5 protein-coding genes and 1 pseudogene (1 of these 6 running past the window's edge) are annotated in these 14,270 nt (G+C 64.6%); 4 read left to right on the plus strand and 2 right to left on the minus strand.

Annotated features, from left to right (window positions below; genetic code table 11):
• Window positions 1–8,911, minus strand: a pseudogene (locus tag ISP17_RS13240) (CARDB domain-containing protein); its annotated part reaches 24,584 nt to the left of the window's first position; the annotation flags it as partial.
• 121 nt (window positions 8,912–9,032) lie between these two features.
• Window positions 9,033–9,926 (minus strand): efflux RND transporter periplasmic adaptor subunit, encoded by an 894-nt coding sequence (locus ISP17_RS13245; RefSeq protein WP_404633866.1) that lies wholly within the window; start codon window positions 9,924–9,926, stop codon window positions 9,033–9,035.
• A gap of 894 nt (window positions 9,927–10,820) precedes the next feature.
• Between ISP17_RS13245 and ISP17_RS13250 the strand changes: the two genes are divergently transcribed.
• The 4 genes from ISP17_RS13250 to ISP17_RS13265 all read left to right on the plus strand — a co-directional run bounded on the left by ISP17_RS13250 (window position 10,821) and on the right by ISP17_RS13265 (window position 14,176).
• Complete coding sequence (locus ISP17_RS13250) at window positions 10,821–11,774, plus strand: LysR family transcriptional regulator (protein ID WP_404633868.1); 954 nt, start codon at window positions 10,821–10,823, stop codon at window positions 11,772–11,774.
• Window positions 11,775–11,873: 99 nt separating this feature from the next.
• Window positions 11,874–12,584, plus strand: coding sequence for an SDR family NAD(P)-dependent oxidoreductase (locus ISP17_RS13255; RefSeq protein WP_404633870.1), 711 nt, complete (start codon window positions 11,874–11,876; stop codon window positions 12,582–12,584).
• Window positions 12,585–12,650: 66 nt separating this feature from the next.
• A complete protein-coding gene (locus ISP17_RS13260; RefSeq protein WP_377319319.1) occupies window positions 12,651–12,887 on the plus strand; it encodes a tautomerase family protein in 237 nt (78 codons plus the stop codon).
• Between the two features lie 98 nt (window positions 12,888–12,985).
• Window positions 12,986–14,176, plus strand: coding sequence for a YbfB/YjiJ family MFS transporter (locus ISP17_RS13265; protein WP_404633872.1), 1,191 nt, complete (start codon window positions 12,986–12,988; stop codon window positions 14,174–14,176).
• The last annotated feature ends 94 nt before the right edge of the window (window positions 14,177–14,270 follow it).

Below are 14,270 nucleotides of genomic sequence, written 5' to 3' on the forward strand. Positions count from 1 at the left end.
TGTCGTTGCCGGCGTGCGCCGGGTTGAGCAACAACTGCATCGGGTGGTCGAGGGTGAGGCTGTAGACCGCACTGTCCGTGGTCGCCGTGTCGAAGTGCAGCAGATCGCCCACCTGGAACGGCGCGGGTGTCTGCGCCGAGATATCGAGCAGGCGGAATCCGAGTGTCGAACTGCCGGTGCTGTCGGCAGCCCGGCCCCAGACCAGGTAATAAGTGCCATCGGTCTCGAAGGCCGGAACCCGCACGGTCCAATCAGCACTACCGCTGGCGACCACCACCCCCGCGCTGTCGAGCAGCCTCCAACCGGAGTCGACGTTGTTGTCTTGTGGAATGACGTAGAGCTGCTGGCCGGCTGCAGCTTGCACGCGCCAGGCCATTGTCTGGCCAGGAGCCAGGTCCGCGCTTGCCGGGGCATTGGCCGCCAGCAACGGCGCGTCATCCAGGGCAACCAGCGACAGCGTGTAGGAAATCGCGCCAGTCGTGCTGTCAGCGGACACCGCCTGCGGGGCAGCGATATATCCGCCGCCCCCACCGCCGTAGTAGTAACCGACGTCGTCGGCGTCGGCGACCTCGATGTGATAGCTGCCCGCAGCCAGATGCACGAACTGCGCAAGGTCGCTGCTGTAGCCACCCGCCCAGAACAGCTGGTCCAGGTTGTCCCCGGTGATGTGGATGGCGACCCGCGCGCTGGCATCGGCGCTGAAATAGACGTCTTGATTCGCACTCAGGTCCAGCGTGTGTTCGGCAATCACGTTGCCCGGCTGGACGGTCCCGGTGAGGGGGCTGTCTAGCGTAATCGCGGTTGCCGGCGTGAAGTGCACCGCACCCGCGGAAGCCTGCATGTAGCCGGATGGGTCGTAGCTGCCGACCCTGTTGAAGCTGACCAGGTACCAGGTGCCGTCGGCATCGGGATGCAGATGGATGGCGAAGCTTCCGTCAGAACCCGATGGGTCGGCGGAAACCAAGCCCTGGTTCGATCCCGTGTTGTAATAGAGGTTGAAGGAGCCGGAACGGTCCAAAGTCAGGTCGGGGCGATACAGCACATACCGCATGTCCGGCGAGCCGGACAGGTAATAGTCCTGGCCGGCGGACAGTGGCAGCGCGTAGATGCCCGGCGGGACGTCGAAGCTGGCGCTGTCGGACGGGATCCCGGTGGCATTGGCCTGCGTGGCCAGGACGAAGTCGACGCCGAGGTCGTTGTCGGCACTGACGAAGAGCTGGTAATCCCCCGCGGCGAGCGCCTGCGCATCGAGCGTATCCGCGGTGTCCGCATAGTCGAACTGACCGCTGAGCACCACGCCTGAGGCATTGCGAAGTTCCCAGGACGCGCCGTAGTTGTTGGCGGTGCCCTTCAGGGACACCAGGGTGTCCGAGGCGAGGGTGAAGGTGTAGGCCTTGCTGGTGCCTGCGGCAATGGCGTCGGTGACCCCGGTGCCCGGGACCAGCGCCGTGGTCGACACCGGCGTCGGTGCCGGCGTGGTCGTCTGGACTACTTTGGTCGCATTGAAAACCAGCTGGGTTGCCTGGCCGGCGTACGCCATCAGCAGGTATGTGCCGGTTTGCTTAAGTGTGAACGTCGCCTCGCCACCGTTGGTGTTGCTGCTGGCGACGACGTCGTTGTCGGCATCGATCACCTGCCAGTAGCCCCACGTCGATACGCTGCTGGTGGACGAGAGGTCGATCACGTCACCGGCGGTGCCCGACAGCTTCAGCAACTGGACGTCCGAGCTCGACTGCAGCGTAACCGTCGCGCTTGTACCGACCGGAAGTTCCTGGCTTGCATCGGCATCGGCGAGGCGGAAATCGAAGGTGAAAGGCGAACCGCTGCCGTAGTTGTTGTTGAAGTCGCCGAAGGACAGCGTGTACTTGCCTGCCGCGAGTGCGACCGGGATACCCGAGTAGTAGTTCATGGCCGAGTCGAACAGCGTCTGGCCGCTCTCGTCGACGAGCCGATAACGGATGTAACCGCTCGTTTCGTTCGGGGAAACCAGCTTCAGCCGGCCGGGTTCGGTCAGCGTGAAGGTGTAGTCGCTTCGGAGCCTGTCCGCCGGATCGAGTGAGGCGGTGTAGCTCTGGCCGACCACCAGGTCCGTTGAGGGAACGGGGAGGGGGGCAGCCGAGACGGTGTAATCGAGTGGGGTATCGCCCTTGTTCGTGCGAAATGCGACCAGGGTGTAGTCGCCGCTGGGCAGTACGCGCACGCCGGGGCCATTCGCCCAGTCGGTCAGGTAGCGATAGTGGCTGGGATCGTAGAGAGACCAGCGGATGTCGTTTGCATTGGCCGTTGCAACGCCCAACGACACCGGTGCCAGCCCGTCGCTGTGGAACTTGTAGACCACCGGGTCTTGGTCGGCGGCCAAGCTGCCAGCAACGGCGGTCGCGGGCAGCGCCGGCGCCTCACTGAAGTCGAGGATTTTGAATCGATAACTCTGGCCGGCGTAGTAGCTGCTGAAACGGATGTCGTATTCGCCCGGCGGCAATACGATGGGATCGAGATACGGTGCTTGCTGCCCGGCATAGCTGCGATACACCTGACCGCCTTGCAGGATATCCACCTGGACGGAGCCGGACTCGCCGTAGCTGTCACACAGGGCGATGGTCGCCCCCTGCGACACGCTCAGGCGATAGCTGTTGTGCCTGTTGTAGGTATCGAGCGTTCCGCTGAGCACTTCGCCCAGCGCGCATGCCGGGGGCACGTGTGCCGCAGCAGAGACGGTATAGGACACGTCGCTGCTGTCGCTGACCTGGCCCGTGACCAGCAGGGTGTAGGTGCCGGCGGGCAAGGTATCGGTATCGAAATCGCCGCCCTGACCAGCGGATGCCACGATGGCGTGGCTTGCATTGAGCAGGCGCAAACCCACCGCGCTGCCATCGCCGCCATCGCCAAGGTGGATGTGCAACCCATATCCGGTGGCGACGTCGAAGTGGTAGATCGCCGTTTCACGACCCGTCAATGTGCCGGTGGCTTCGCTATCGCCGACGGGAGGCGTTTCCTGGATATCGATCAGTTGCAGGGCATAGTTGTCGCCTGGGCTGCCCTGGACGTAGAGGTAGTAATCGCCGGCGACCCATGACTGCACGGCGAGATTGCCTTGCGTGCCCGTATTGCTGTTCGACAGCCAGCTCCAGTCGGACTGCCCTCCCGCCGCGACCAGTTTGTAGCGCATGCCACCGTTGGAGCCTGCGTCGAAGAGGGCCAGCTCGCTTGTGAGCGGCAGGTGCAGTCGGTACACGGCCAGCGATTCGGCGGAACCCAGCGTGCCGGAAACGACGTCGTTCAACGTCATTTGCGGAAGCGCCAGGGCATTGATCGCGACGTCGAACGCGGCGGTTCCCGGATCGGTGGCCGCGCGCGTGGCGACGAGGGTGTAGACGCCGCTGTCGAGCAGAGCCGTGTCGGCGGCCACTGAGCCGACGCCGCTGGCCACCCACTGCCCCTGGCTGGCGTACAGGGTCCAGGCCAGGCCGGCGCTGTCGGCGCCGGCAAACGCGATATGCATCGCTCCCGGCTGCGTGTGGTCGTAGCGATAAATGGCAGCCTGCTGATCGGAAACCGAACCGGTTGCCTTGCCGTCCACGAGCAGCGGCGCGAGCGAGCTGTCGTTGGCCTGCAGCGAATAGCTGGCGGCGTCGGCAGTGGCCTCGATCGTCAGCACGTAGTCGCCGACGCCGGGGACCCAACCGTATGCCGTTGCGTCCTGGTCGCTCCAGGCGTTCGTGGCACTCTGGCCGGCCGCAGTCAGTCGCCAGTGGATGCCGGTCGACCCAAGATCGCGCAGCAGTATGTCGACAGGCAGCGATTGCGCGTGCGGTACCGTGAGGTGCCAGACCGCTTTGTCGCCGGCGTGCGCCAGGGTGCCTTGGATGTTTGCGCCAAGATCGACCTTGGGTCGGTTTGCTGCCGACTGGTTGACGGTGATGGAGTACGTCGCAGGATTGCCGCCGTCGATGACGATCAGTCGCTCCACGTCGGCGTCGATGCCCTCGCCGATGGCCAGCGCACTGAGCGAGGCCGCGCCGGATGCGACAAGCTGGCCCTGCGCATCGAAGACGCGGATCGACGCGCCGCCGTCCGCTGCCGTGCTGGCCGCGAGCGCCAGGTCGGCCAGTTCGATGGAGCTGGTGACGCGGTACACCTGCGCATGTGCGTCAGCGACATTGGCAACCGTCGCTTGCCCTAACGTCAAGGTCGCGACGTCGGACAGATCGCGCAAGCTGAAACCGTAGGCACCCAGTGCAGCCGGGTCCTCCGCCTGGATCTCCAGGGTGTAGACACCCGGGCCGAGCACAATGGGAGTCGCGTCGGCGAGTCGTCCGGACGAGACCACCGCGCCGTCGGCAGCGCGCACGGTCCATCGCTGGTCGAGCCCAGCCAGGCCGTCGACGAGCAACCGTGACGGAGTACTTGCCGAGAATGTCCACTGGTCGGGAATGCCCGTGGCCGTCGTGCTGCCCGACACGTCATCACCCAGCGCCAGCGTGCCGTACCTGGGCGAGACCACCGATGCCTCTAACGCGATGCCCACCGGCACCGTGTTGTCAGGCGCCCCTTCGATCACGAGGACATAGCTTCCCGCATGGGGCAGGGCAAGGCGCAACTTTCCTGCCGCCGTCCACAGGACGGGCGGTTGCACGCGTACACCGTTGTCGTCGAGCAGCCATGCACTGGCTTGGCCGTCGGCGATGCTCGACACGTCCACGCTCAGGTAATCGCCCGCGTTGCCGTCGACCCGGTAGATGGCTGTGCCGTTGCCGGGATCGAGACTGAGCGATTGCGGCGCATCCAGCGTCAGTGCCGGTGCCGTGGCATAGGTCAGCAAGTTGAACGCGAAGGTGCCGACTGCGGCATCGACCGGTGTCACGATCAGCCGGTATTGGCCGATGTCCGCCAGTTGGATCCTGTCGAGCGCGCCATTGTCGACGGTCTGACTGAACGCCGTACTGGCGACAACCTGGCCACCGGGGCCGGACAGTTGCCAGGTGATGTCGCTGCGGCTGGACAGGCTGTCGAAGATCGCGCGTGTCGGTGCATCGATGGCGAAGTCGTATTCGAAACGCTGGCCCGGGGCCGTAATTTCGCCACTGACCTTGGCACCCGGGACGAGGGCCTGCCGGGTCGTGGTGATGGATAGCGGAATGAAAGCGGTCGCGGGTATGTCCGCGTCGTAGTAGTAACTGTCCCAGACCAGCGCATACCTGCCCTGGGTAAGATGAAGGGCGTCCGAGGTGCGGTAAGAACTCGCCCGCGAATGTCCCAGTGCATCGATGAGGCTCCACCGCGGTGTGTAATACGTCGAGGACGGCACGTCGATGACGTAGTCACCCTCTGCAGATACATCCAGGACGAAAGTCGGGCGGGCTTCGCCTGCGGCAACGGCAGTGGTCGTGGCCGGCTCACCAAAGGGCAGGGCCGCCATGGCGTCCATGTCGGTAAGGGTGAAGGCGAAACTTCCGGTGCCCAAGTCGCCGCTGTTGACCGTCAGCGTGTAGATGCCCGCGGGCAACGTGTTTGCATAGACACCGTTGCTGAAGTAACGGGAGGACACCTCCGCCCCCCGCGGACCGGTCAGGCTCCAGCGGAAGGAATCCTGCGGCGCAGGATTCATCAGCAATGTCGTGGGTGCCGTCAGCGTAAAGCTGTACTGGATGCTTTGGCCGGGTGCGGCGATTTCACCGGCCACATCTTCGCCCAGCGTCAGGGGCGCAGTAACGGAGTCCTCCCTGCCCACCGTGAACGTGCCGTTTGTGGCGGCGTTCGACCAATCGGAGGGAGACAGCACCAAGAGATATTCACCACCGATGCTGGCAGTGACGTCTATGTAGTCGTAATTGGTGTATCCGCCGCGAACGACCTGACCGCGCGGGTCGATGAGCCGCCAGTAGCGGTTGGTGCCTTGCCCACCATGGAAATAGAGGTGGTCACCGGCATCCGCATCAAAGCGGAAGATCTGGCTCTGGCAGGCTGGAATGGAAAAGCTGGTTTGCTCACCGAGGGCGATGTCCGAACCCGCATTCCTGTCCATCAGCCGGAAATGGAAGGTCGCCGGGTTGTCGTTGACGTTGCGCAGCACCAGCGTGTAGTGGCCGGGGGCGCACAGCGTGCAGTTGTCGGATATCAGGTTGTTCCAGCCCGTTACATTCCCCTGTGGCCCGCGTAGCTGCCATTGCACGTTGGAAGGAATACCGTCGGCGCCGAAAAGCGTAGTGAATACCACCGGGGTAGGCTGGCTTACATCCAAGCTGTACAGCGCAGTGCTTTGGCGCCCGTTCAAGGTGCCGGTTACCACGTCGTTGAAAGCTAGCGACGCAGACGACTGCTCGGCCTCGCTGATGGTGAACGTGTCGTTCGCGCTACCGGTCGCACCTATGCGCCCGGTGTCGAGCAAGGTGTATGTGCCGGTGTGCGTGATGTCGAAAATGGTGCCGGGGTTGTCACCGGAAATCGTGCCTACCGAATGTCCGAACTCGTCGATCAGGGACCAAGTCGAGCCGCTGTAGTACCCACCGCCCTGCGAGTCCACATTGAGCACCAGCGATTTTCCGGCGGTGGCTTCGATGCGATATCCCACAGTCGAGCTCGCCGGTGAGCGAGTTGCGGTCGTGGGCTGGCCGGGCTGAAGCGGCGGGAACGAGGCCAAGTCGACCAGCTGGAAAGCGTACGAGCCGCCGTTGTAAGCCCAGGACGCATATGCCCCCTGCAGGGTCAGCACGTAATCGCCGGCCGGCAGCCTCAGGACGTTGTTCTGGTAGGCATATTGCTGGCTGACCTCCGTGCCGCGAGGCCCCACCAAGGTCCAGACTGTTGACGAGCTGGTCTGCCCATCGAATGCGAGGGTGGTTTCGGCGGACAGGGAAAACCGGTAGACCTTGGTCTCGTTCCAGGCCGATAACGCGCCGGCGGCCACCCGCCCCAGGGGCAGGGCATCGCCATCGGGCAGCGGCGCCGGATCGGTATGCCCAACCTTGTTCAACCGGGCCGCGAAATCCAGCGGCGCTGTGTTGCCGATGGCACCCTCGATCAGCAGGGTGTAAGTGCCATCGACCGACGCCGCAAGGGCAGCCGTGTTGCCGGCCAGATCCTGGGAGCCGCTCACATCGCGCCCATAAGGGTCGATTAATCGCCAGCTGGCATGACCTGCGCTGACGGTGTTGTCCTGCAGTTGCAGGCTGTCGCCGGCCTGTGCGGCAAAGCGATAAGTCACACTGCCGTCGCCGGGGTTCAGGGTGCCGCTGAGGGCGGCACCGAGTTGCTCCAGCGGAGCTGCACCAAGGTCTTGCAGGATGAAGGCGTAGTTGCCCACCGCGCTGTTGCTGCCCTCGACAGTGAGCGTGTAGTCACCGGCGGGCAGGGCGCTGATCGTGGCCTGGACGCTCTGGTTGAACCCGCGATGGTCGATCTCCAGCCCGCGCGGACCACGCAGTGACCAGAGCAGGTCGGAGCGGCTGGTCAAGGCATCGAACGCCAGTTGCGTGGCCTGCGCCAGCTGGAAGTTGTAGACGGTCCGCTGGCCTGCGAGCGCGACGCTGCCCGTAGTCGTCGAGCCCAGCGCGATGCTGGCGTCCAGGTCGGGGACAAGGTTCAACGCAAAGTGGTAGGCGATGTTCGCGCCAGCGTTGTAGTTATAGCCCGACATCGCCAGCCAGTAGTCGCCGCTTTGGGGCACCGTGAAGGCTTCGGTGCTGTAGCCCAGACTGTCACCCGCGACATTCCGGCCATTGGCATCCAGCAACGACCAGGAGATCGACCCGGCAGGCTGGGTACTCGCCAGGTACAGCCGCTGCCCCTGCTGCAGCGAGACCTTGTACAGATCCGTGTTGCGGCTGTTCGTCAGCGTGGCGTCGACGGGGGAACCAAGATCCAGGGATGCGGCCGAGCTCTCGTCAAGCAGGCGGAATGCATAGCCACCGAATGCACTGCCGCTTCCGATCGTCAGCGTGTAGTCGCCGGCGGCCAGACTGAGGCCAGACGTGTCGTAATAATCTGATCCCGTATAGGTAGTGGTGCTCTGGCCCTGGGAACCGGTCAGCGACCAGTAAAAATCGTTGCCGCCGAGCTTGTCGAACAGGACCGACGTGGCCTGGTCCAGCGTGAAGTGGTAATTGGCGACCTGGCCGGGAAGATTTCCTGCTGAATTATTGACGACCTGGCCTAGGCCGAGCGCAGCGTCGACATCGACAAACGGCGTCAACGCGAACGAATAATCGACTGGAGCTGTATTTTGCGCAGCGCCTTCCAGCAAAAGGAGGTATTGCCCCGCGTATTGAGCGGTAAAGGAGCTCGGGCTGCTACCGAGCCCGCCGGACTGTTCCTGCCGGCCATAAGGATCGATGAGGCGCCAGCTGATCGACGACGAGCCAGACGCCGCAGTGATGCTGTCTGCCGATACGAAGAATTTCTGCCCGACGGTTGCGTCGAAGCGATAGACATTGGTTTCATCGCCTTGTGCGAGGCTTCCGGCCGTCTTGCTACCCGGTTGCAGATCGACTGCCGTGTCGGCGTCGATGATGCGCAGGGCGTACGTGCCCGTGGCGCCGCCGTCGCCGTCGACGGTGACGCTGTAGGCGCCCGGGGCGAGGTCGAGTGCACCGCCGGTGTATTCGAACGCCTGACTGGTTACCTGGCCGTTCGGGCCAGTCAGGGTCCAACGGATGTCATCGCGATTGGTGAGGCTGTCGAACACCACGCGCTTGGTGTCCGTCACTGTGAACTGATAGTGATTCTGCTGCCCGGCCTGGTCCAGCGACCCACTGATGCTGATCGCTGCGGGATTCATATCGCCGGATAGGAGAACACGCGGCTCCAGCGCTTCGAAACGGACGGCCGGTTGCTGAGAGGCGGCGGCATCGGTGAGGGTGACTTCTGCCCGGTCCGCACTCTCCTGCACGGAGCCGTTACCGTTGGACTGTTCCATGTTGTTCCCCTGAATTGGCAGGCGTATCGCCTAAAGCCGGTTGACTTGTTTTTTGATCCGCTTCATACGAGCCGCTACGCGGAGCAGGGCGGTTGCCTCTCGCGTAGTGGTATGCCGGATGCTAAGGACTGGTCTTGCGCTTTGAGTGCGTGGTGTCGAAAGTCGCCCGGCACTTCACACCCGAAGGCATATCGAACCGGCGATTGGGCAGATCGAGAAACACGACGAAAGTCCCGCTCGTGGCGTCGATCGTGGGATCGACACTGGAAACTTTGGCGCTATAGCTTTTGCCCGGCTGGATCTCGGGCACGATGGTTGCGCTCATGCCCGGCGTGAACTGCCCGAAATCCTGCATCGGCAGGATCACACGGACGCGCAACGGGTCGAGTCGCGCCAGCTTTACTATGGCGTGTTTTGCAGCGCCGGGCTCGACCGTTTCGCCGGGCCAGATCATCTCGTCGACGACCACGCCACTGAAAGGGCTTTTGACAACACGCAAAGCCAGCTGGCTTTGCTGCTGAAGGTATTCCAACCGGGCAACTTCCCGGTTTTCCTGCGCCGTCTTGAGCTCGCCCTGGGCCTGCCTGAGCTCGGCTTCGGCGTCATCGCTGTCCTGCTGTGGCAGGAGCTTGTCGGCCGCCATATCACGGCGGCGTTGGAACTTGCGTGTGGAGAACTCTATCTTTGCCTGCGCCAGATCCGTCGGGCCGGCCAAGCGCGACTTATAGAGAGCCAACGCCGCTGCCGCTTGTTCGGCGCGCGAATCCAGGGCGGCCAACAATTGCCCCTGTTTGACCCTGTCACCGCGTTTGACATAGACGTGATCGAGCACGCCGCCCACGGCGGTGCCCAACTCGACCGTCTCAGCCGGTTCGATGAGGCAATCGTACGAAGATGTCGCATGAAGCGACTGCGCGCACGCGAGCGATAAAGCGCCAATCAGGCCACGAACTAAAATGTGCCTAGTCCTCGCCACACGCACAAACGCCGCAGTTGCTGCGGGCAAGCGCGTCATTCCTTTGATCCCTGTGTGTCCTGCTTAAATTCCGAGTACAGCACTCTGTTGCTGCACACCCTCTAGCCTTTTTAACTTAGAGCAGTCTATGCCGCCGCATCAAGTGGCGTTGTCCTTTTAGCGATGTCATCCGTTGATCCGGCGCTAAAAAAGCATATAAATCAATGTCGTGCACCTAAGAGTGATCGGTATCGGTGAGTAGCTGTGTTCAAACGCGACGGGGCTGGTGGGCCATCCTGAAATTGGCGACACAGTTAAGAGCCTGGGATGAGCGCCCTATCCAGCCAAGGACTCTCTCTCTCAGCTGCTTTGCTGTCGGTTGGGGAATTCCAGGTGCAGCTGTCGGGGGGGGGCTTGTAGACCTCGTTGAGGGTCGGCTCGGATCCTTTGAGAGTGGCATGGGGTCATGGAACGACCTCGGCTTCGAAGACGAAGACCAGGCGACATACGAGCCCCTCTCGGAAGAGCTTTATGGCACCGTGAACCGGGCCATTGTGGCGGCGACAAACGCCTCGGCTGTTGGCGGTACTGGTGCGCCCCATCCAAGCCCGAGCGGCGATAAGCCGGGGAAACGACCGTAGTGGAAGCTCCTTGGCTGACAACGCTTGATCGCGCACTCAAGCGATCACCGCTTGGGGCGACGACTGAGTTGGCATCCCCGAACCGCTGATCGGGGCGAGGGGTCGTGGGTCATTGGAGATGGGGGAAGCCAGCAGACCGTCCCGGCCTCACATCAGCCGCCATCACGTGACTCTCAAAGAGTCGCGCCGCGAGGCGTTCGGTGCAGCACATATCGAGCCGGCCCGCGCAGCGCGACCGGCCGACCGAGCATGCGCGTAAGATCCCCATCCCGATGCTGTGCGATGAGGGTTAGCGGTGGACCGAATTGATGCCATGAAGGTCTTCATCGCTGCGCTAGACGAGGGCAGCCTGGCCGGTGCGAGCCGGCGGACCGGGCGTTCGGCGGCCGCGGTGAGCCGGGCCATTGCCTTCCTCGAGGCGCATGTCGGCGTGCCGTTGCTGCACCGGACCACGCGCTCTCTCAAGCTGAGCGAAGCGGGCGAACGCTATGCGCTCGCCTGCCGGAAGCTGCTGACGGACCTGGAAGAGGCGGACCGCCAGGCGGCCGGAGAGCGGTCGCTGCCGCGCGGGGTGCTGGCGATCTCTGCCACCGTGTTCACCGGCGTCGAGCTGTTGCGTCCGATCGTCGACGCGTTCATGGAGGAGTTCCCCACGGTCAGCGTGCGGCTGCAGTTGCTGGAGCGCCCGGTGAACCTGATCGAGGAGGGCATGGACCTGGCGCTGCGCATCACGCATCTGCCGGATTCCTCGCTCGTCGCACTTCCGGTCGGCGAGGTGCGGCGTGTCGTGGTGGCGTCGCCACGCTACCTCGCCACGCACCCGCGCATCGCCGAGCTGTCCGACCTGGGCAAGCACCAGATCATCGCCATGGCACACATGGGACAGGACTCCTGGACCTTCCCGCCCCAGGACGGCTCCTCCGTGCCGCACGCGGTGACGTTCGTGCCGCGCCTGGCGGTCAACAATGTCAATGCCGCCGTGGCTTCGGCCGTGGACGGGCACGGCGTGACCCGTGTGCTGTCGTATCACGTGGCGTCGGAGATCCGGCAGGGCTTGCTGCAGGTGGTGCTTGCCGAGGCGGAACCGCCGCCGGTGCCGGTCCATCTGGTGACGCCGTATGGACGTCTATCGGTGCCGAAGGTGCGCGCCTTCGTCGACTTTGCGCTGCCGCGCCTGCGCACGCGCTTTGCCAGCCTCGCGCGGGAGGCGGCGGTGTCACCGCCGGCACCGATTCGTGCGCGACGCGGAAGAATGTCTGCCGGATAGCGGGGATTCGCAACGCTCCGGGGCGAGCCTAGATTGCCAGGCATCGGGCGGTTGCCCGGTCGGCTTCAAGCCGCATCCCCATTTCCGGAGACGCATCCCATGAACAATCAACAGAAAGTCGCCATCGTGACCGGCGCATCCCGCGGTATCGGCGCGGGCCTGGTCAAGGCATTCCGTGACCGCGATTACCGCGTGGTCGTCAACGCCCGTTCCATCCAGCCGTCCAGTGACCCTGGCGTCCTCGCCATAGCGGGCGACATCGCCGACCGCTCGGTGGCGCAACGGATCATCGCCGAAGCGCTGACCCAGTTCGGTCGCATCGACACGCTGGTCAACAACGCCGGCATCTTCACCGCCAAGCCGTTCACCAGCTTCACGCTGGAGGACTACGCGAACAACCTGGCGGTCAACCTCGACGGCTTCTTCCACATCACCCAGTTGGCCATCGCGGAGATGGAGAAGCAGGGCAGTGGCCACGTCGTGAGCATCACCACCAGCCTGACCGACCACGCCATCGACGGTGTCCCGTCGGTGCTGGCCGCACTCACCAAGGGTGGCCTCAATGCCGCGACCAAGTCGCTGGCGATCGAGTACGCCAAGCGCGGCGTGCGCGTGAACGCGGTCTCGCCCGGCGTGATCAAGACGCCGATGCATGCGCCGGAGACGCACGGCGCGCTCGCCGGCCTGCACCCGGTGGGTCGGATGGGCGACATCGCCGACATCGTCAACGGCGTGCTGTATCTGGATTCGGCCGGGTTCGTCACCGGCGAGATCCTGCACGTCGACGGTGGCCAGAGCGCCGGTCACTGAGTTGCCAGGTAAAGCCTGGGGCGGGCGGCTCGCCGCTCGCCCCAGGCCCCCATCGAGGACACGATCATGCCTTACGTAAACATCCAGATTACCCGTGAGGGAACCGCTCCGGGCCGCGATGCGGCGACCGCCGAGGAGAAGGCCGCGCTCATCAAGGGCGTCAGCGAGCTCCTGCTGAACGTACTCAACAAACCCGTGACGTCGACCTTCGTGGTCATCGACGAAGTGGACACCGACAACTGGGGTTGGGGCGGGCTCCCCGCACTCGAATACCGCAGACAGCTGGCGGGCGCGAAGAAGTAGCGGCTCCCGCGTCGGCCGCCCCGCGGCCAGGCTCCGTACCTCGACAGGCCCGGCAGGGTTCGCTCCGCCGGGCTGGGAGATCTCACGTGTCGACATCCATGGACATGCATCCGGTTTCGCCCTGGCGGGTCACCCTGGCGGGGTTCTGCGCGAGCCTGGTCGGCATCGGTTTCGCGCGCTTCGCCTATACCCCGTTGCTGCCCGCACTGGTGAGCGCCCGCTGGTTCGCCGCCTCCAGCGCGGCCTACCTGGGGGCGGCGAACCTTGCCGGCTACCTGGCAGGAGCCGTGTCCGCCCGGCCCATGGCGCGGGCCACAAGTCCCCGCGCGGCGATCAACGGGATGATGCTGCTCGCCTCGCTCGCTCTGGCAGCCTGCGCGTGGCCATTGTCGTTTGCGTGGTTCTTCGTGTGGCGCTTCGCCTCCGGCCTGGCCGGTGGCGTGCTGATGGTGCTGGCGGCGACGACCGTGCTGCACCACATCCCACCGCACCGCCGCGGCCTGGCCAGCGGTGTCATCTTCATGGGGGTCGGTGCCGGCATCGCGGCCTCCGGCACGGTGGTGCCGCTGTTGATCCGGCAGGGCCTCGCGGCAACCTGGCTGGGACTTGGCGGCCTGTCGCTGGTGCTCACCGCGATGATATGGAGGAGCTGGCCCGACGGCGCCGCGCAGGCCGCATCCCAGGCCGACGACGCTGCGGACGCAGCCGGCCAGTCCACGGCGCTTCGCGCGCTGTACGTCGAATACGCATTGAACGCGGTCGGGCTGGTGCCGCACATGCTCTTCCTGGTCGACTTCGTTGCGCGAGGCCTGCATCAGGGCGTGCAGGTCGGGTCCGGCTACTGGGTGCTGTTCGGGTTGGGTGCGCTGGTCGGGCCGGTGCTTGCCGGGCATCTGGCCGATCGCATCGGCTTCGGTCGTGCGCTGCGCGTGGCGTTCCTGGTCGAAGCGGCGGCCGTGGCGTTGCCGGCGCTGGGGCAGGGCGCGAGCGCACTGATAGTGTCCAGCGTCGTGGTGGGCGCCTTCACCCCGGGCATCGTGCCGCTCGCCCTTGGCCGCATCCACGAGCTGCTGCCCCACCATCCCGCGCAGCAACGCGCCGCGTGGAGCCGGGCAACCACAAGCTTCGCGGTGCTGCAGGCCACGGCGGCCTACGGGATGTCCTACCTGTTCGGAAGGGATGGCAGCTACACGCTGCTGTTCGCGCTTGGCAGTCTGGCGCTGGTGGCGGCACTTGCGGTGGACGCTGCACATGGATGGCGGTACCGCACAAAAGGCATCGCGCCGTAGCGCGGCATTCTTCCGGTATGCGCAACAGTGTCTGCCGAATGTCGGCTATTCGTTTGGTCTCAGCGGCGGCGTAATGTTGTCGGCGATTTCGGCC

This window comes from Dyella ginsengisoli, assembly GCF_044904665.1.
Classification (GTDB): Bacteria; Pseudomonadota; Gammaproteobacteria; order Xanthomonadales; family Rhodanobacteraceae; genus Dyella_A; species Dyella_A ginsengisoli.